This window comes from Lysinibacillus sp. FW301-JW8, from assembly GCF_058788755.1.
Genome location: NZ_JBYTBB010000012.1, coordinates 26,029 through 46,281, shown reverse-complemented (window position 1 = coordinate 46,281; position 20,253 = coordinate 26,029). Strand labels below are relative to the sequence as shown.

The window sequence follows — 20,253 nt, the reverse complement described above, 5'->3', positions numbered from 1 at the left end:
TCCTTTCAATTGATGATTTTTCCAATATCTTCGTTTAAGATGACTGGCTGTTCATCATATTTATAATTCTCCCAGCGATTGCGAGCCAATTTACGATATTTATTGGAAACATTTCGATCTGCTATTAATCGAGAGAATCCTTTTTTCGCTTCAGTAATGTCGCCAAGTCGCAGGCTTAATTCTGCGTGTAAAAATTGAATTCTTTCACTGCCTTCTTGATTGGATGCAAATGATTTACTGTAAAAGTCTCTTGCCGCAAAGAGGTAGCGCAATTCTGATTCCTGATCCTCTTTTAAGCGATATAACCAGGCTATTTTTAAAGCGAAATTCGCCATAAGAAGTGATTCTTCCATAGAAGCTCTGGACACTAAATAAGCAAGCTTAAAACTTATAATGGCATCTTCAACTGTTCGCTCTTGACAGATGTTCATAGGTTTTTGAAGCTCTTTAATATACAATTCATCGATAAGGAGCATGAAAGGTCCATACGTTCTTGTCATGGATTTATGGTAGGCATAGCCACAATGCGGACAAACAGCAACTTCATATAACAATGGATTTAAGCCCTCATAGACTGGCATGAAATCTGTTTGCTCCTCAACAATTTTATAACGATTAGGACGTACCTTATATGTGGTAAAGTGCTTTTTGCAAAACTTACAATCCACACTACTTTCATAGTAGTAAATGTTAAATGCCATAAGAATCAACTCCTTTACTCTTAATTAATTGTTGTTTCTTTTGTTCTATTTATACGATGGGTATTATCGTTCAATGTATTTAATTTATTATCTTTCATTTTATCAATTCTGTGTTCTTTGGTATACTCCTTTAGAATTATTAAAATGAAAAAATTAATACTTTTTTTTGTTTGCAGATGTTTTTATATGTATTCGCAATAGTGTTTATCGGTATAGTGAACAGAAGTTATATGATTTATTTTAAATTTGTCAAATTACGTACAAATGTTGCTGCCGTTATCGAACCAGGTTTAAGAATTAAAATTACGATAATGGGTATTTACGACTATTTTAGCCGATGAATAAAGATGAGGTGTACAAGATGGATTGTAAAATTGTTTTTTTTGACGTAGATGGAACACTTATTAATTATGAAGATGGTTGTATTGAGGAAAGTACGAGGAGGGCAATACATCAGTTAAAACAGAGGGGAATTCGCATTGTTGCTGCTACAGGTAGACCATTATCAATGTGTCAAAGTTTAAGAAGCATAGGAATAGAGACATTTATAACCGCTAATGGAGCGTATGTTAAGCATCAAGATCAGGTGATACATAAAATATCAATTGACAAAACTTTTGTCCAAGCAGTTCAAGCTTTTGCTGAAGAGAATAAACAGAGTCTTTCATTTTTTACAGAACATTTATTTATGAATAACGTACATAAGTCGAGGACTCTAAAAGCCTTGCAAGAAACATTATCTTTATCCAAATTTCCAGAAGCCCATGAAAATATTGTAGAGCAGGAGGTTTATTTAATGTGTTTATATGCTAATGAGGATACTGAGCAAAAATATATAGCACAATTTCCTCATTTAAAATTTAGAAGATGGCATCCATATATTACAAATGTATTGCAATCTGATGTTTCCAAATCGATTGCTGTTCAAGCTGTACTTGATTATTTCAAATTGAGCCCTGAGGAAGCACTTGCGTTTGGCGATGGTGATAATGATATAGATATGTTAGAACAGGTTGGTCTTGGGATTGCAATGGGTAATGGAAGTGAGGCTTTGAAAAGTAGTGCTGATTATATAACGAAGAAATCCATTGAAGATGGCATATATCATGCTTTACAGGAGCTACAAATAATTTAAGAAAGTCATTATTTGAAAACAAATAATATTTTTAGTAAATTTAAAGGAATGACATGTAACCTAAATTTACTAGAGTTTAAAGGAAGAGCTATTAGTTTTTTGACACTAAATGACAAAGGAAAAAACTTTCTTTAGCAAAATAATGAAAAATGATTGAGGCTATACAACTCATAATGTTAACTACATTGAGTATGATAAAGCTAACGATAAATAATGCTTTAGGTGGGATGAATTTATGGCACATCATGTACAATCTCTTATAGAACATTACGGGTATTTTGGCATTATTCTTATCCTTGTTGGAGGGATTGTCGGGTTGCCTATTCCTGATGAAATATTTTTAACATATGTAGGATATAGTGTATATCGCGAAACACTAGCACATGTTCCGGCATTACTCAGCGCAGCCATAGGGGCAATAGGCGGCATTACCTTAAGTTACTATATAGGTTATCGGTTCGGGCTACCTTTATTGCATAAATACGGACCGAAGATTCATATTACTAAACAGAAAATTGATTTTACTAAAAAATTGTTTACAAAAATAGGCCCAGTCTTATTACTGATAGGTTTTTTTATTCCAGGTGTACGCCATCTTACCGCATATATAGCTGCCATTAATAACTATCCATATAGGAAATTTGCTTTTTTTGCTTATGCAGGAGCATTTATTTGGACATTTACTTTTATTACACTAGGAAAAGTACTAGGTGAGAAATGGCGCTATGTAGGATTTTATTTATCTCATTACAGTATTTATCTAATTGTAGTCTTCATCATATTAATGTTGATCATTTATTATTTTTTCAAAAAAAGAAATAAATAAGGGTCTGATTCTTCTAAGTGAAGTGAATGAGACCCTTATTTATTTTTAAGGTAGGATGGCAAATGAACGAACGGGGAATCCAGATGCTTTTTCTGGTTTTGGTACGATATTGAATATGACAGCCCCTTTTGGTGGCAACTGATCTAAATTTGTTAAAAGCTCAATTTGATAAGTATCTTGCTCAAGTACAAAATATTCACCGTCTAACTTACCATTTTTACGAAAATCTGCTGCTGAATCAGTGTCGAAAGTTTCGTGACCAATAGCACTAACTTTTCGTTCTTTGAATAAAAATTGTAAAGCCTCTAATCCCCAACCGGGTATATGATTATGACCCTCAGCATCCTTATTATTGAATGCTTCCTTATTTGGCCAGCGCTTACTCCAATCGGTGCGTAGGGCAACAAATGTACCTGCTTCAATTTCCCCATGCTCAGCCTCAAAGTCAAGAATACCCTGAACACTTAAGGTAAAATCATTATTTTGATCGGCTTCATTCGATTTATCAATCACGATTAATGGTAGCACTAATTCCTTTAAATCTAATTCTTCTAAAAAACGTGTGTCCCTTACAAAATGGATAGGGGGATCAATATGCGTTCCGTATTGTCCGGGAAAAGTGAATTGCTGTGCAAAGAAGCCATCATCATGAGAGAATAAGGTTTCAAATTTTGCGTCCTCAAACATAAAGAAGTGAGGCGAATTTGGTCCAAATGTATGTGTTAAATCTACCCATTTTCTTGATTTCAATAGCTGCACTGCTTGTAAAAGTTCATTAGTCATCGTATTTACCTGCTTCCTATTAATAGTTTGAGTTATTTCCTTCTTGTTCAATCACAACCACAAAAAAGAGTCCTTCTTGGAGAAGAGGACTCTTGTGCAAAGCAACTGATGTAGGTCTTCTCATCTTCAAGGCAAATATTTTGCCAATTGGAGTTAGCACCATACCCAGAGGCTGGTTGCTGAGACTTCATAGGGCCAATCCCTCTGTCTCTCTTGATAAGAAATGCGATATAAGAATTTTCAGAAATAACGATTACAAATACATTAGCATATTTTTTTATAGTTTACAAGTTCAATAGGGATACATGGTTAATATTTTACATACAAAAAGAGCGGCTATATCCAGTTGTTAATAACTCTTCTTAATCGCCCTGTTCGTTATATTGATCTGGAACTGATACATTAAGGGAGATGCTGATCTAGTTAGCGTAAAAACAATGTCTTTAGGGTACCAGAAAAACCAACTAATACGGTTAAGCATTTGTTAGGGAAAGAGCCACGCTGATTAGAGGCTCTTAGGGGAAAGTTAAGTATACAAGTGGGTTCTTATGAAAAGAGCCCTCTTGTAGAAAAGGTGCTGTCACCAGCTTAAAACTAACGTAAGCTTGCAGCATTCACTATCTGTAAATACTATCCGAATATTATCAGGTGTATAGTTTGTTTCAAATTTCATAGTAATACCCGTTGAAATGATTAACTTTTCAACCTCCGATTTATTTGATTTCTGTGCAGCATCCATAAGATCATGTGCAAATTGTTCTGATCCATCAATTTTATCTGTAAGTAGCTGAGCTTGCTGCATAATTCCCTTTACTCGCTTGGCAGAAATTTTTAATTTATTTGTATTTACAGCGGGAAAAGGATTAGTATTTGTCGGCATAGCTAAATATCTAGATGGTTGGTGAAGAGCTGGATGATTTACTATTGCCAATTCTGGATAATAGGTAGGATAGACGAAATATGGATAAGGGTGGTTGTAATACAGCTTAATTCCTCCTATCCACTAGCTGATACCCTATCTTATGTGCAGCAAAGACTTTCGGTGTTCACTGTTTCTAGATATCAAGGAGGGCATTATCAAATGAAGCAGAACAATACAGTGGATGAGCTAGGAAGAGGTAACTAAGTCGATTGGAAATAATGGAGCTTGATCAGAGATGAGCCTGGGCTGATCAAAAGTGAAGGAAACCAGATCGAAAAAGAGTTCAAGCTGATCAAAAATGGAGGGACCTGAGCAAAAAAGAGTTCAAGCTGATCAAAAATGGAGGGGACCTGATCAAAGAGGGGGCCGAACCGATCAAAGGGACGGAACCTGATCAAAGAGAAGCCCAAGCCGATCAAAAAAGAACGGAACCCGATCAAAGTATAGCTCAAGCCGATTAAAAGTGGAGGAAACCCGATCAAAAAAGAAGGCTTCGTTCTTAATAGCCTTCTTTCACAATTATTTTATCCAAGAACACGTAAAACATCATCTATTTTTTTGTTATGGGAGAGAATGCCGTAGTTCATCCATGTTAAGAAATCAACCTCATAGACACAGTTGTTTTTCACTGCTGAGAGATTGTTCCAGGTAGTGGATTTTAACAATACTCGTTCCTCTCCTTCAAAAATTGAATGTTGCTTGTCGAAGGTAATGAATAAATGATCAGCATCTAAATGTATAAGCTGATCAAATGTTAGATGTTTTTTTCGTGTATGAGGTGGAATATTCCATACAGACTGATGGGGTGTTAAGCCGAGATCACGATATAGAATGGGTCCCGTATAGCCGCATTCGGGTCCTGCATAGAGGCTAATGCCGATTGCAGAGATACGAAGAAAGGCTACACTATGTCCATATACTGATTTTTGAAGCATTTTTTTTGCCATCTGCACTTTTTCTTCATATTGCTTAATGACATCCTTCATAATAGCCGTTCTACCTGTTAAATCAGCTATTTGGAACAATGTAGTACGCCAATCCTCACCTGGGTGTGAGAGTTGATAAGTGGGAGCCAATTGATTTAATTGATGATAAGCCTCCCAACGCTCTATCCCTTCATCTAGCATAATTAAAGTTGGTTTATAATGAAAAAGCTGATCCATTTGTCCGTTTTCAATATCAATATCAGGTATTTCTTGTAACCCTAGATAATCCTGTTTGCCCCATTTTGAATGGCTAAATTGGGCAATGGGTGTAATTCCTAATGCCACTAAAAAGTCCTCTAAAAACGGTGCGAATATACGAGGGTTATTATTTTGGCTACGACGATATTGTCCAGGAGAGATGCCAACACGCTCTTTAAAGCGGCGGTTAAAATAATACTCATTGTTGAATCCAACCGTTTGGCTTATCTCAAAAATACGGTCATTCGTTGTTATTAGTAATTGCTTGGCTTTCTCAATACGAACATTGTTTAAAAAGTTTAGTGGGGTTTGACCAGTAATATCCCTAAATATACGAGAATAATTCCAGCGTGGGACAGTCGCTAATTCTGCCAATTGTTCCACGGTCCAATCCCGTTCATAATGCTTTTGTAAATATTTTATGGATTGCTCAACGGACTGACGGTCATTTTTCTGCTGTTGATTAGGTACATTTTGATACAAAATGAACAGCATAAATTCTTGGAAGCGTATATGCTGCTCAAATAATGATAGCTCATCCATTGCTAGACGGTATCGATAAATGCTTTCTAACAGATTATTACACTGAGAAAAAGGATGGCAGCGCAGTTCTTGAAAGCGTGTAAAAATAGGAAAGCAACCCGTCTGACTATCTTGTAGTTGGATGATTTTAAATGTTAATTGATAAAAGCACAGCGTCTCAGTGTCATTGTAAACATCTATTTTTTGATTAGGAGGAATGAGCACACACTTTTCTTCAGTAAGATGGATGGTTTCCTGATTACTATTTAGCTTTCCAGAGCCACTAATAACCACAAGAATAATATAATGATCACTATGATGTAATTGCCACATTGCTGGTGGAATAGAATATGAAATTTCTTGTAATTGAAATATTTGCGTTAAACTGCTCATATCTTTCTACCTTTCCTTAAGAGTGTTTTTAAACAACGCAAAGAAAGCCCTAAAAGAGCTTTCTTTAGAATTATTTTACGAACCATTTTTCAAGATCATCGTATTTTAACAGGTTTGCAGTAATAGCTCCAGATTGCCAATATGTTCGATCAGCAATATACACGTTGCCATTTTTTACTGCTGGGACTGTATTCCAGAGCGTACTATCTAACCATTTAATTGCATCCTGATTTTCTTCAGATTCCCATGCTCCATTAGAAGGGAAAAGAATAATATGATCAGCATCTAATTTAGGTATAGCTTCTTCTGAAAGTACCTCTTGAAATTCCATCATATCACGAGCTAGTGGGTGAGGAGTAAGTCCTGCCTCAGTGTAAATATAGCCTGTGTATCGATTTTTAACGCCAAATAATGCTAATGTTTTATCGGCTACATTTAAACGGACAACAGCAACTGTTTCATCCCCGACTGACTTATCTAACTCTGCCTTTAAAGTCGTAATACGTTGCTGATAGTTATTAACAATCTCATCTGCCTTATCAGGAATGTTTAAGACATCAGCAATTGTCTTAACTATTGCCTGTGGATCTGTAATGATTTCCTCTTTTAAGCGATAAGTAGGCGCGATTTTAGAATACTCCTCATATTTTGCTTTATCAGCCGCACCATCTACAATGATTAAATCTGGCTTGGCTTGTAATAACGCCTCCATACTACCTGTAATATCAAATTCTGGTGCATCCAGTTTGAGATAATCCTGTTTCCCCCAAGCCGGGTGATACCATTGGACAACGGGCTTTACCTCTAAGGCCGTTAGATAGTCCTCCAAATAAATTGCTGCTACTCGCTGAGGCTTTGCAGGAACCTCTACCTCACCAAATTCATCTTCCACAGTCCGTGTTTCCACTGTTGATTGATCCTCTTTAGCAACATCAGCTTTCTCCTTTGGGGCCTCCTTCGAATTACAAGCTCCTAATACAAACGTCAGTATAACTAAACCAAATAATGCTAACGAAAAGTGCCGAACCTTATGCATTGCCATTCACTCCTATAATTTTAATAAAGGTAATAGTAATTCGGAATGATAATCATTCTCGATTAATTCTACTAAATTATAAGACACATCATTTCAACAAACAATACACATTCTCTACTTCTTTCTTATACAAAATGAAGTATAGGAATTATTGTTTTTTGTTATCGAAAAATAGCCATAAAAGTGTAACAATCGCTGCAAGCATAACCATTAGGAATCCATACAAGGGCGTATGCGCTAACGATTGATGGCTAATAATAAAGCCTCCAATATATGAACCTAAAAATATACCGATATTGAAAGCAGAAATATTCAAAGCTGAGGCCATTGAAATAGCTGATGGTATATATTTTTCAGAAAGTAGTACCGCATATAGCTGTAATCCTGGAACATTCATGAACATAAATAGTCCCATTGTCAGTACCATGATTAATAAGATAATTGGTGATTCGAGAGTGAAGCCAATGCCCAGTAACGCCAAGGCAAGCCCAACAAAAATAATAAAGATTGAACGAAGTGGATTTTGATTAGCGAAATGGCCGCCTAATGTATTACCAATAGCTACGGCAATACCATAGACAACTAGAATAATAACGACTGCATGTGGCGAATACCCCATATATTGTTCTAAAATTGGTGAAACATATGTGTAAACAACAAAGGCACCACCATATCCAATTGCTGTAATGAAAAGTATTAATAACATTCGAATATTGCCTAATACTTTGCCGATATCACGGATAGAGATTGGATTACCTTTCGATAATTGACTGGGTACTAACAGAGCATTACTAATTAAACCGATAATCCCAATAATGACGATAAAGATGAATGACATACGCCAGTCCGTTACTTGTCCAATAAATGTACCAAGTGGGACACCTGTCACAGTAGCTAATGTTAAGCCTGTAAACATGAAGGCAATAGCACTTGCTCGTTTATTTGGTTCAACTACATCGGCTGCTATAACAGAAGCGATGGACATAAACACACCATGTGCTAATGCTGAAATAATGCGTCCTATTATCAGGATAGAGAAATTAGGTGCTATAGCTGCAGTTAAGTTACCAACTATAAAAATAGTCATAACCAGCAATAAAACTGTTTTTCGACTAAGACGAGATGTTAAGGCTGTTAATAATGGAGCCCCAACAGTTACACCAAGTGCGTATATAGAAACGGTTAAGCCAGCTGTGCTTAAAGATATACCAAAGTCATCTGTAATTAATGGTAAAAGCCCGACACTAATAAATTCAGTAGACCCTATACCAAATGCACTGATTGCAAGTGCCAGTAATGTTAATTTAGCACTTGGCTTTTTTGATTGTGACATACTACTAATTTCTCCTTTGATTTTTTTTATTATGTGTAGTAATATTCATACATACCCAAAAGTTATGTAGAGTACTTTTAGTTACTTTTGAATATTACGGGAGGTTACAATGCAAAAAATTTATAATATTGGTGTTGAAGCTACACTCGAAGTCATTGGTGGTAAATGGAAACCAGTTATTCTTTGTCATTTAAACCACCACGGTAAAATTCGAACAAATGAGTTTCGACGATTGATTCCAGGGATTTCACAAAAAATGCTTACAAATCAATTAAGAGAGTTAGAGCATGCTGGATTAATCAATCGCAAGGTCTTTAATCAAGTGCCACCAAAGGTTGAATATTCATTAACACCCTATGGACAGGGAATGGAACCTATTCTGAACATGCTTTGCACTTGGGGTGAAAAACATGTTGAAGTATTACAGGATAAAGGCGAAGATGTCATTTTAAAACAACGTGACGACGATATAGCAATGCAGCAAACATCTTAATGAGGGGAGAAAGAGACTGTCAAACACAAGACAGTCTCTTTTCCTTTTTTAATGCTTATAGAGCGAAGTCGTATTCATCTGGATTAGGTCCGACACGTTGTTCAAGGTTCATCGCATTGATGATAGTCATTTCTTCATCTGTTAGATTAAAGTCGAAGATATCAGCGTTTTGCATCATGCGTTCTCTACGCACAGATTTTGGAATAGTGATAATTCCATTTTGTACATCCCAGCGTAAAATAACTTGAGCATTTGATTTTTTATATTTTTCTGCTATTTTTGAAATAGTTTCATCATCTAGAAGCCCGCCCTGCATTAAAGGTGCCCATGCTTCAAGCTGAATTTGGTGCTTGTCACAGAATGAACGAAGCTCCATTTGCTGTAAACGTGGGTGGAACTCCACTTGATTTACTACAGGTTTAATACGAGCAAATGATAATAAGTTTTCCAAGTGTGTCACAGTAAAATTACATACGCCAATTGCTTTGATCTTGCCTTGTTCATATAGGTCTTCAAGAGCTTTCCAAGATTCAGCGTATTTATCTTTACCAGGCCAATGAATAAGGTAAAGATCTAAATAATCTAAACCTAACTTTTGTAGGCTCTCTTCATAGGCAGCAATAGTTTCCTCATAGCTTAATCCATCGTTCCATACTTTTGATGTAATAAACAGATTTTCACGTTGCAAGCCAGTAGATGCTAGCGCCTGTTTAATACCTTCCCCTACACCTGCTTCATTGCCATAAATAGCGGCAGTATCGATGCTTCGATACCCGACCTCAATGGCATTTTTAACAATCTCCGCTGTAGCTTCATTCTCTACTTGAAATACGCCCAAACCCATACCAGGCATTTGTAGACCGTTATTTAATGTGATTGTATCTTGTAAATGATTAATCATTTTAATGCCTCCAATTGTTTGATGACTTGATTGCTATTTCATTATGATGTCCCGATTAGGCAAAAAAAAGTACGCACTTTTTCGTGTCATAGAAACGTAGAGGTAACTTTTGAGAGCTGACAATGGTTATGAGGAGAAAATTTTTTTATATAGTATATTCTTTGCATTTATAGGAAAAATGAAGAAGTATATAAATATGGATGTTTTACTGATAAAAGTAACATGAACTAACAGGGATTCTAGGTTTAATATAGAAATTAGTAATAGAATCTTTTTTAAAGGAGAAATTATAATGAATCGTTTAAATTTAATCACTTTGGGTGTTAAGGATATGGTGGAATCACTTAACTTTTACCGAGAGGGGCTTGGCTTTGAAGTAGTGGTATACGGAGAGGAGACAAATCCCGATGTAATGTTCTTTAATAATGGAGGAACAAAAATATCGCTATTTCCAATTGAACGTTTGGTCAAAGATATCAATGAAGCCAATCCACCAGAAATCAGCCATGGCTTTGGAGGCATTACTCTTGCTTATAATGGCAAATCAAAAGAAGAGGTAGATCAAATATTTGAATTGGCTAAAAGGGCTGGGGCAAAGATTGTGAAAGAACCAGAAACTGTATTTTGGGGTGGCTATAGTGGCTACTTCCAAGATCCAAACGGCTACTATTGGGAAGTAGCTTTTGGTGATATGTGGCAATTTGACGAAAATGATATGCTGATTATTCAATAATGATCTGATACAGAGGTAGCAAGCTAGAATATCTAGTCTGCTATCTTTTTGTTATGTTTTCTGGTAAGTCCTTAAAGATTTTGAGAGTCTACTATTTGGGCTAATTCCGATTTTTGTTAATTATAGTGTCTTTAATTTAAGGGTAAATGTATAATGCAAAATATGGTTCTTTACAATAATTTTTCTGATAGATTGGGAGGATGAGCCTTGTTTCATATACTGTACATAGAAGATGAAAAAGAGATTGGTCAATGGGTTACGAGGGATTTAATGGAGAGAGGCTACGAGGTAACGTGGCTTGAATCAGGTGAAGAGGTCGACAAGCATATAGCATTTAAGGATATCGCGATATTAGATGTTATGCTACCAGGGTTAGATGGCTTTTCAATAGGTAAAAGAATAAAGCGAGAAAATCAGGAAATTCCCATTTTAATGCTTTCAGCGCGTACTGCGGTAGAGGATAAAATAGAGGGGCTGAACTTTGCTGACGATTATTTAACAAAGCCATTCCATCCTGATGAGCTTGTTGCACGTGTCGAAGTATTGTTAAGAAGATATCAAAAGAACGACGATGTACTGGAGCTTCAGCATCTTAAAATTTTTACAAAAGAAATGCGAATCATTCATACAGAGTCAGATGAGGAAATTCAATTAACAGGCAAGCAATTCTATTTATTTCAATATTTTATTCGCCATTTAAATCAAATCCTAACAAAAGAGCAGCTCTATGAAGGTGTATGGGGTGAAAGCTATATAGAGGGCGATAAAACATTAATGGTGCATATACGCTACTTAAGAGAAAAAATAGAAATAAATCCAGCCAAGCCAACAATTATTGAAACCATTCGAGGCATTGGCTATAGGGTGAAGCAATGAAAATTTTTCGTCCGTTTAAATTTCTGCGGTCCTTATTAGCTAAGTATATGCTGATTATTTTACTCGCTATTTCTATTGTTCAAATAGCTTATTTCATCTTAGCTGTATTTGTGTTTGAGATTGCTAAAAAAGAGCATGGAGAAATAGTAGCTAAAGCTGAAATTACAAGCGAAGTGGAGGGAAAATGGCATACTGAAGCTAAAAGTATAAAAAACTTTACGAATGAAGTAGTCTCTCAACACTTTGAAAAATGGCAGGAGAGATATCCTAAAGCATCAATGTTTTGGGTAGGTGAGGACGGTACATTGCTTACCACATTAAATGTAATGGAACAGTTACCATCAAAATGGACACCTGCTTTTACTACAAAGTTCATTAAAGAACGCTATGGAGGGGATCCATTCACCATTATTGCCTTTTTAGGTGAGGATGAATCAAATGGATTTATCGTCTTTGAGATTTCTAGAGATGTATTCACTCCACCACTTAAACATATTTATGATACATATGGAACTTTTTTATTTTTCGGTGTTATTGCGATTATTTTATTTTTCATTGTTGTCTCCTTTTTATTTTTCAAAGGTATTCGAAAGCGCCTATTGCATCTACAGGAAGCGATGGAGATTCGTGATGTTGATGGGCTACCTGTTGAAATAGATACAAAAAAGATGGACGAGATCGGTCAGCTCCAGCAAAGCTTTAACAAAATGGTCTGTGAACTTAGGGTCAGCAAAAATAGTGAGCTGAAGGAGGAGCAGCTACGGCGAGAGCTGATTGCTAATCTTTCACATGACCTACGTACCCCTTTAACAAAAATTAGAGCGCAATCCTATTCGCTTAGTAAGGAGGAGCTTACAGAAGAAGGACGACAGGAAATTAAGGCAATGGACACATCAATCATAAGCATCGATGCTTTAATAGAAAATCTAATGTCTTATACATTGCTGATGGCAAGTAAATATAAATATGAAGTGAAGGAAATCAATGTCTTACGATTTGTTCGTGAGCAAATGTCTACGTGGTATCCTGTATTTGAAAAGGAAGGCTTTGACATTGATATTGAGCTGCATTCGTTTGAGAATAATGAATGGCAGGTTGATCCAATTTGGCTTGGGCGTATTTTTGATAATTTATTTCAAAATGTTTTACGCCATGCTAATAGTGGAAAATATATTGGCGTTAAAACAGAGTCAACAGAGCACTATGATGCATTTATCATTAAGGATTGCGGAAATGGCATGAAAAATGAATCTAATGCCAAAGGTGCTGGTATTGGTCTATCTATCGTTGATATTATGGTAAAAGGCATGTCCTTAGATTGGGAGATATGCTCAAGTGAATCTGGTACAGAAATCAAGATAATACGCCATAAAGTAAAATAGAGTGGTCATAAAATTTAATCATAAATAAATCTGTGAGACTTCGTGTCCACAGATTTTTTTATGATTTTTTTAAACAAAATTTAAACTTGGTCCATACCTGCATTTAAACTTCAAAATTTATGATAATTACAGAGGTGAGGACAATGGAATATATCGTACAAACAGAAAATTTATCAAAAAGTTTTGGAAAAGAGCAGGCTGTATCTAATATAAATTTAAAAATTCGTAAAGGAGAAATATACGGATTTTTAGGTCCGAATGGAGCAGGTAAAACGACGACTATACGTATGCTTCTTGGGCTGATGAAGCCATCCTCAGGGACAATTAAAATCTTTCAAAAGGATGTAACTAGGGATCGAATCAATATTTTGGCAAAGGTCGGTTCATTAGTAGAGAACCCCTCCTATTACCCCCATTTAACAGCCTATGAAAATTTAGAGGCTTTAAGAAAGATTTTAGGTGTACCGAAATCACGCATTGATGAAGTATTGGAAATTGTTCGATTAAAGGATGCCGCTAATAAAAAGGTAAAGGGCTTTTCATTAGGTATGAAGCAACGACTTGGTATTGCTGCTTCACTGCTACATAATCCTGAATTATTAATTTTAGATGAGCCAACGAATGGTCTTGATCCATCTGGTATTATCGAAATTCGAAACCTAATAAAGCGACTACCTTCTGAATATGGAATGACGATTATTATTTCAAGTCATCTATTATCAGAAATTGATCAGATGGCAACACAAGTAGGTATCGTATCAAAAGGAAAAATGATCTTTCAAGATTCCATTGAAGCAATGCGTAAATCTGCTCAGCCAAAGGTATTTATTAAGGTTAATGACGCTGAAAAGGGCTGGCGTTCATTAGTAGCTCATGGCATAAAGGCAGAACATAAGGAAGGGCTCATTTCATTAGATGAATGCTCAGATGAAAAAGTAGCACATATTGTACAAATTCTTGTACAAGAAGGCATTTTGGTTTATCGAGTAGAGGAAGAAAAGCGTTCATTAGAGGATATATTCCTACAAATGACAACAGGAGAGCAATTGATATGATAGGGAAACTATTAACTGCTGATTTTTTGAAAATTAAACGCAAAGGATTATGGTTTTTAACAGCTCTAGGTCCAATAGGAGTGGTTGCCTTACAAATGGTGAATTATGGTGTGAGAAAGGACTATTTGTTAGCGCAAAGTGAGGACGATTGGGGCTTCTATTTATTAAATATTCATTCATTTACACCACTTGCAATTGTGCTAGGTATTGCTATTTTAACTTCTTTTATGGCGAGCATTGAAAATGAAACGAATGCGTGGAAGCAATTAATCGCACTGCCAGTCTCTAAATTTACGGTGTATTTATCTAAATTCTCTGTGCTAGCTATATTATTGCTGTTGTCCTCCACACTTTTAACGTTATTGACATTAGCCTATGGATTATCTCTAGATCTAGGCGATAGCATCCCATATTCAGAGATTATGAAATTTGGATTTTATCCATATTTTGCTGCATTGCCGATCTTAGCACTTCAGCTTTGGATTGCAAGTGTTTTTCATAATCAGGGGATTCCTATCACGATCGGTATCTTTGGCGTGATTTTTACCTATTCCGCATATGTATTACCTGATTGGATGATTTGGAAATGGCCATCTTTAATGAATGAATGGGATGAGCCCCTTATAAATGTCATGCTTGGAATAGGAATAGGTGTTTTGCTGTATATTGTCGGAATGATAGATTTCGCTAGAAGGGATGTTAAGTAAATGTGGTCAATAGTGAGCGCTGAATGGTTTAAACTGCGAAAGTCAAAAATGGTACCAATTATTTTAGCTGGGCCCATCATTGGACTTTTTATTGGATTAACATCGAATTTAGAATCTGATATGGAAGGCCTTCCTATAAATAATTGGTATATCCCCTTATTTTCAATGAATTTAACGTATGCATTATTATTTTTGCCGTTAATTACAGGGGTTTTTGCGGGCATTATTTGTAGGTATGAGCATCAATCTGGTGGTTGGAAACAGCTTTTAGCATTACCAGTGACAAGAGGGAAAGTATTTTTAGCTAAGTACGTTTTAATAATGCTTCTGGTGATGGCGATGCAATTATTATATTTATGTTCTATGATTGCAGTAGGAATGATAGAGGGCTATGTGGACCCTTTTCCAATGGAGATTGTATGGAAAAGCATTTTTGGTGGGTGGGTAGCAACGCTTCCATTAGTAGCACTACAATTATGGATGTCCATTATGTTTAAGAGCTTTGCTGCACCCTTTGCAGTCAATGTAATTTGTACATTACCTTCTATATTAGCCATTAATTCTAAGACTATTGGGCCTTATTATCCTTGGGCACAGCCATTCGCTATGATGTATGTAGGCGGTAGTACAGATGATATATTCTTCGTGCCTTGGGAGCAATTAATAACAGTTGTAGGTGGGGGATTCTTACTGTTTTTCCTTGGAGGCTATTTATATTTTCAACGAAAGGCTGTATAAATTTTCTATAAATTAAGGGAGATTTTATAAATGGTATTTGTTAAAAGGAGTTTTTTATTCATTTCAGTACTTTTTCTTTTGCTAGCATTAACGGGCTGCGGAAAGGGAGAAGCCATTAAAGATGCTTCCACATATACTTCTGCTATAGATGCTATAGATATTCCAGATGGTGTGAAAGTAATTGGTTTTGGAGAAGCCACTCATGGAAACGTTGAATTCCAATTATTAAAGAAGGATATATTTCAGGCTTTAGTTAAAAATGAAAATGTTCGTGTCTTTGTTTTAGAAGGAGATTTTGGAGGAGCTCAGCAAATTAACCAATTTATTTTAACTGGTACGGGTACTGCTGAGGAAGCTGTAAAAGCACTTGATTATGGTATTTATAAAACCGATCAAATGATTGAGTTTGTGCAATGGATGCACGATTATAATATGACAGCTGATGAGAAAGATAAAGTCTGTTTTTATGGTAACGATATGCAGCGCTATGATTATAGTAAAAAAGGTTTGTTAGATTATTATGAAATAGTTAATAGTGAAGTGGCTGCACAATATAAGGCACAGCTTGAAGATGTGACAAATAAGACTATGAGAGATTTAACAAATAGTCAGCTAAAAGAGCTTGAAGAAAATATAGGCGCCATCATAACGGATTTGCAAAGTAATAAAGATGCTTATATAAAAAAATCATCGAAAGAGACTTATATATTTGCTGCTCAATACGCACAAATTATGAAGCAGCGCACGCAATTATTTTTAAATGACAGTGATTATATGAATCTTCGTGATGAATATTTAGCTGACAACTTGCAGTGGATTGTTGATTTTGAAGCGGCTCAAGGTCATAGTAAAGTACTAATGTCTGCTCATAATGGGCATATAGAGAAAACTACTGCAAATACAGCAGGATATAAATCAATGGGGCAATATTTAGAGGAAGTGTATCAGGATGATTATTTCGCTATTGGGACTGACTTTGTAAAAAATTCATTTCAGGCACAAAATGCAGGATCTGGTGAAAGGAAAAATTACACAATTGAACATCATAATGCTTTAGTAGATGCTTTTAGTGATGTCCAAGACAATATTTTCTATGTAGATTTTGAACATGCTAAAAAATCTAAAGAGCTTGCAAACATCCTTTCTGAAGCACAAAGAATGGGGAATATAGGAGATGATTTTCGCCCTTGGTACAAGCTTACCCAAATGCTCTATACAATAAAAATGACGCCCGCTGATGCATATGATGGCATAATCATTATACAAGAAGCAACACCAACGGAAATTATTGACTAGTACATGTTAGCAACCTGCAAATAGACGTATCACTTTGTGTAACTTCTTTCAGCGGAAGTTTCCCACCTCTTAGGTGGTGAGATGAATGCGAATTTAAGCTACTTTTCAAAGGGTATCCAAACACCCGCTGAAAGAAGTTACAGCCTTCGGTGGATGTCACGGAATCGAAAAGGAGTTCTTTGTGTAAGCACAAAGCCGATTCCAGACGCAATTATGCCGAGGCATAATTGATCTACGTATTGTTTATCTCTAATTTGTTAAAGATAACAAAGAGGAGGTGTGAGACGATGGCACAAGAAATTCTATGTGAAGTCAATAACTGCACATTTTGGGATTCTGGAAATAAATGTACAGCAGAAAAAATTTACGTTGTCAGCCAGAAGGGACAACAAGCTTCGAATAGCGAAGAAACTGATTGTAAAACATTTGAACCTGAAACGCATTAATGAATGGTTGAAAGGGTAATCATATATATGGTTACCCTTTTCTCCCCACTTTATCCGATTTGCTTTTAATAGGCATCTACCTTTTCCTTTTGAAATAAAAGTGCATGCGCATTTTTCACCTTTTCTTCTACATAATCTAATGAATATTTTCCATATGAATCTGTTAAATCCCCTATTGCTCGCGATAAATTATCAATAATAGGGATTAAAATCTCCAACTGTGTAAGCTCCTTGCCTTTGTTCATCTCATCCATGATTTCATAAGCAAGGTGTTGTACCTTCCTAAGTCGTATTTTTTCAGATTGCATGGAATCCTCCTTGTTAGACCGATTTATGATGTCTATATATATGCCTCGTTATGAATTTTCATGAATATTTTGTTTCATTAAAAATGGTTTCGTGGATGGTTGAGGGCATGAGCTATTTTTTGGATGCCCTTTTCAATTTTATAGTCCTCTACATTGGATACATTGAGCTTTAAAATGCGCTCGCGGTAAAATCCATTTAAGTAATTGCGATTAATGGTGTCTATATAGATTTCTTCTAGCTTTAAATACTGAATGAGTTTATTGGTATTGATTTCCCTTGGTAATACAATATGGCTATGCATGCAAATTTCTGTGGATGCTTGATAATCAGGTAAATATTTCGTAATAGATTGTTGAAGCACATTTGCTCGCTGCGTATACGCCTCACTAACTACCTTTTGATACCGTTCAAACATTCCACTTTTTAGATATAGCTCTAAAGCAGCCTGTGAAATCATTGAACTATCTATATCAGTGGTATTTTTATGGCGCTGAAAACTATCAATAAGTGCATTCGGTAAAACAGCAAGACCAATTCGTAAGCCCGGAAACATGATTTTGGAAAAGCTTTTTAAATATATTACATGCGCCTCCATATCATCTGTGAATAATGGATCAGATTTTGTGTTGAGGTCGAAGTCTGCCAAATAATCATCCTCAACGATATAAACATTGTACTTATAGGCGAGCTTACGAATGTCATCCTTTTCTTTCTTACTATAGGAGGTACCTAGAGGATTGTGCAGTCTTGGCATTGTATAAAAGAACTTAATGTCCTGTTTATTAAAAATATTTTCTAATTCCTGAAGGTCTATTCCTTTAGAAGTCCTTTTAATGCCAACGACTTGAACTTGATATGTTTTTAGATAATCCATATATAAATGGTAGCTAGGCTGTTCAACTAGAATGGTTGTCCGATTAGTAGGAAATGGCATAACACTTAGTAAGAAAAGAGATTGCTGAACACCAGATGTAATAAAGATATTCTCTTGCTTTGTAAATACTTGATAAGTTTCTAACAATTTTTGAGCCTCTCTAATTAACGAAGGTAATCCCTTTGGTGTGCCATATCGAAATAAATCTGCCTGGTAGGTATCTATAGCTTTATTGATGCAATGCTGAAAATCTTTATACGGAAATGTATGCCAACTAGGCGATGATGTGGCAAAATCTATTTCATTGCTCGTATTAGGAGTAGAGGGAAGTTGATGATCTACAACATAATATCCACTTTTCGGTTGGGCATAAATGAAATGTTGATCTTCCAGTTTTCTTAGTGCTGTCAAAATAGTACTCTTGCTACAGGAAAATTCCTGAGATAACTGTCGAATAGAAGGAAGCTTTGCCCCAGCCTGTAGAGGCCCCAGCTGTATTTGATTCAATAGTTTGGAATAGATAATCTCATATTTAAGCATAAACTACCTCCTACTCATCTGTATCGGTACAGATGGGTATTTTTTATATCGTGTAAGCTTTTACTTTTTATTATGATAGCTTTACGTTGATCAGAATGCTTATTAATTTTAAAAAAGGAGTAATCGCTATGACAGCACAAAGAAAAGCCTATTTAGCGGCTATCAGCTATGCCTTTATTATTGGATTGTCATTTATGTTTGTAAAAGTGGCATTAACAGTAGCAAGTCCAATAGATACACTGGCCCATCGTTTTTCCATCGCTTTTATCAGCATTGTGATTTTTATGAGCTTTACAAAAAATCATTTCAAAATAGGTAGGCAGGATATAATTAGGATTTTACCACTAGCTATATTGTATCCACTTGCATTTTTTACGTTTCAAGTTCTTGGGCTTGCTAAAATATCTTCCTCAGAGGCGGGTATTATTCAAGCAACGATTCCTGTTTTTACATTAATTCTTGCCAGTGTGCTTTTAAAGGAAAAGTCATCACATCTGCAGCTTTTCTTCATTGGCCTTTCAGTTGCGGGCGTGATCTTTATGCTTTTTATGAGCAATGAGGGTGCAAGCGCAGGGAATGTAATAGGTAGCTTATTTATTTTATTATCTGCATTGGCAGTATCGTTTTATAACGTTTTTGCAAGAAAGCTTACAAGGCAGTACCCTTTAATAACGCTAACTTATATGATGACATTTTGTGGATTTGTTATTTTCAATGGGGTAGCAATAGGAAATCATGTAATCAATCAAACACTTCCTCAATTTTTTCAGCCTTTTATGCATGGTGATTTTGTTATTGCCATTGTTTATTTAGGTATTTTATCGTCACTTGTGACATCCTATTTATCAAATTATTCCTTATCAATTTTGGAAGCTTCTAAAATGAGCGTTTTTAGTAATTTAGCTACATTCATTACTATACTTGCAGGCGTTATTTTTTTAAAGGAAGCTTTTCATCTTTACCATTTAATTGGTGGAGTCAGCATTGTTGTTGGTGTTATCGGAACCAATTATTTTGGGAATAGGAGGGGGAATTCGTGACAAGATGATATACGCCCACCTCTTTAAT

At 35.7% G+C, this 20,253-nt stretch carries 21 protein-coding genes and 1 riboswitch; of the genes, 12 read left to right on the top strand and 9 right to left on the bottom strand.

The window, feature by feature from the left end:
* Positions 1-5 precede the first annotated feature (5 nt).
* The gene (locus AC3WOM_RS07255; RefSeq protein ID WP_427537346.1) at positions 6-701 is read right to left on the bottom strand and encodes a DUF2225 domain-containing protein; all 696 of its coding nucleotides are present in this window, start codon (positions 699-701) and stop codon (positions 6-8) included.
* 361 nt (positions 702-1,062) lie between these two features.
* Between AC3WOM_RS07255 and AC3WOM_RS07250 the strand changes: the two genes are divergently transcribed.
* The gene (locus AC3WOM_RS07250) at positions 1,063-1,836 is read left to right on the top strand and encodes a Cof-type HAD-IIB family hydrolase (RefSeq protein WP_427537349.1); all 774 of its coding nucleotides are present in this window, start codon (positions 1,063-1,065) and stop codon (positions 1,834-1,836) included.
* 235 nt (positions 1,837-2,071) lie between these two features.
* Positions 2,072-2,662 carry a DedA family protein gene (locus tag AC3WOM_RS07245; RefSeq protein WP_427537352.1) on the top strand — a complete coding sequence of 197 codons (591 nt, stop codon included), beginning with the start codon at positions 2,072-2,074 and terminating at the stop codon, positions 2,660-2,662.
* 45 nt (positions 2,663-2,707) lie between these two features.
* Here the strand turns inward: AC3WOM_RS07245 and AC3WOM_RS07240 are convergent, their stop codons facing one another.
* The 5 genes from AC3WOM_RS07240 to AC3WOM_RS07220 all read right to left on the bottom strand — a co-directional run bounded on the left by AC3WOM_RS07240 (position 2,708) and on the right by AC3WOM_RS07220 (position 8,835).
* A complete protein-coding gene (locus tag AC3WOM_RS07240; protein WP_427537355.1) occupies positions 2,708-3,445 on the bottom strand; it encodes a cyclase family protein in 738 nt (245 codons plus the stop codon).
* A 117-nt stretch (positions 3,446-3,562) separates the two neighbouring features.
* Positions 3,563-3,668, bottom strand: a riboswitch (SAM riboswitch).
* 357 nt (positions 3,669-4,025) lie between these two features.
* Entirely contained in the window at positions 4,026-4,325 is a 300-nt protein-coding gene (locus AC3WOM_RS07235; RefSeq protein ID WP_427537358.1) for a YuzC family spore coat inner layer protein, read from the bottom strand.
* Positions 4,326-4,891: 566 nt separating this feature from the next.
* Positions 4,892-6,466: a helix-turn-helix domain-containing protein gene (locus AC3WOM_RS07230; protein ID WP_427537361.1), complete on the bottom strand. Its 1,575-nt coding sequence runs from the start codon at positions 6,464-6,466 to the stop codon at positions 4,892-4,894.
* 70 nt (positions 6,467-6,536) lie between these two features.
* The gene (locus tag AC3WOM_RS07225) at positions 6,537-7,502 is read right to left on the bottom strand and encodes an ABC transporter substrate-binding protein (protein WP_492445876.1); all 966 of its coding nucleotides are present in this window, start codon (positions 7,500-7,502) and stop codon (positions 6,537-6,539) included.
* 148 nt (positions 7,503-7,650) lie between these two features.
* A complete protein-coding gene (locus AC3WOM_RS07220) occupies positions 7,651-8,835 on the bottom strand; it encodes an MFS transporter (protein WP_492445874.1) in 1,185 nt (394 codons plus the stop codon).
* 109 nt (positions 8,836-8,944) lie between these two features.
* Here AC3WOM_RS07220 and AC3WOM_RS07215 point away from each other — a divergent pair, with 109 nt between their 5' ends.
* Entirely contained in the window at positions 8,945-9,328 is a 384-nt protein-coding gene (locus tag AC3WOM_RS07215) for a winged helix-turn-helix transcriptional regulator (protein ID WP_427537370.1), read from the top strand.
* Positions 9,329-9,383: 55 nt separating this feature from the next.
* Here the strand turns inward: AC3WOM_RS07215 and AC3WOM_RS07210 are convergent, their stop codons facing one another.
* Complete coding sequence (locus AC3WOM_RS07210) at positions 9,384-10,229, bottom strand: aldo/keto reductase (protein ID WP_427537372.1); 846 nt, start codon at positions 10,227-10,229, stop codon at positions 9,384-9,386.
* 292 nt (positions 10,230-10,521) lie between these two features.
* Here AC3WOM_RS07210 and AC3WOM_RS07205 point away from each other — a divergent pair, with 292 nt between their 5' ends.
* From AC3WOM_RS07205 to AC3WOM_RS07170, 8 genes are all read left to right on the top strand, one after another.
* Complete coding sequence (locus AC3WOM_RS07205; protein ID WP_492445872.1) at positions 10,522-10,962, top strand: VOC family protein; 441 nt, start codon at positions 10,522-10,524, stop codon at positions 10,960-10,962.
* Between the two features lie 207 nt (positions 10,963-11,169).
* Positions 11,170-11,838, top strand: a complete 669-nt coding sequence (locus AC3WOM_RS07200) for a response regulator transcription factor (RefSeq protein WP_492445871.1) — start codon at positions 11,170-11,172, stop codon at positions 11,836-11,838.
* Positions 11,835-13,220 carry a sensor histidine kinase gene (locus tag AC3WOM_RS07195; protein WP_492445869.1) on the top strand — a complete coding sequence of 462 codons (1,386 nt, stop codon included), beginning with the start codon at positions 11,835-11,837 and terminating at the stop codon, positions 13,218-13,220. Before AC3WOM_RS07200 ends, AC3WOM_RS07195 begins: the two co-directional genes overlap by 4 nt.
* A 143-nt stretch (positions 13,221-13,363) precedes the next feature.
* Complete coding sequence (locus tag AC3WOM_RS07190; RefSeq protein ID WP_492445867.1) at positions 13,364-14,275, top strand: ABC transporter ATP-binding protein; 912 nt, start codon at positions 13,364-13,366, stop codon at positions 14,273-14,275.
* A complete protein-coding gene (locus AC3WOM_RS07185; protein WP_492445865.1) occupies positions 14,272-14,982 on the top strand; it encodes an ABC transporter permease in 711 nt (236 codons plus the stop codon). Before AC3WOM_RS07190 ends, AC3WOM_RS07185 begins: the two co-directional genes overlap by 4 nt.
* Entirely contained in the window at positions 14,983-15,720 is a 738-nt protein-coding gene (locus AC3WOM_RS07180) for an ABC transporter permease (RefSeq protein WP_492445862.1), read from the top strand.
* Between the two features lie 30 nt (positions 15,721-15,750).
* Entirely contained in the window at positions 15,751-17,016 is a 1,266-nt protein-coding gene (locus AC3WOM_RS07175; RefSeq protein WP_492445861.1) for an erythromycin esterase family protein, read from the top strand.
* 287 nt (positions 17,017-17,303) lie between these two features.
* Entirely contained in the window at positions 17,304-17,462 is a 159-nt protein-coding gene (locus AC3WOM_RS07170; RefSeq protein ID WP_283869956.1) for a DUF1540 domain-containing protein, read from the top strand.
* A 65-nt stretch (positions 17,463-17,527) separates the two neighbouring features.
* Here the strand turns inward: AC3WOM_RS07170 and AC3WOM_RS07165 are convergent, their stop codons facing one another.
* Positions 17,528-17,770 (bottom strand): group-specific protein, encoded by a 243-nt coding sequence (locus AC3WOM_RS07165; protein ID WP_492445859.1) that lies wholly within the window; start codon positions 17,768-17,770, stop codon positions 17,528-17,530.
* 77 nt (positions 17,771-17,847) lie between these two features.
* Positions 17,848-19,185 (bottom strand): aminotransferase-like domain-containing protein, encoded by a 1,338-nt coding sequence (locus AC3WOM_RS07160; protein WP_492445857.1) that lies wholly within the window; start codon positions 19,183-19,185, stop codon positions 17,848-17,850.
* A 128-nt stretch (positions 19,186-19,313) separates the two neighbouring features.
* On the opposite strand from AC3WOM_RS07160, the gene AC3WOM_RS07155 reads away from it, so the two are divergent.
* On the top strand, positions 19,314-20,225 hold the full coding sequence (locus AC3WOM_RS07155; protein ID WP_492445856.1) for a DMT family transporter: 912 nt from the start codon (positions 19,314-19,316) through the stop codon (positions 20,223-20,225).
* Positions 20,226-20,253: the final 28 nt, after the last annotated feature.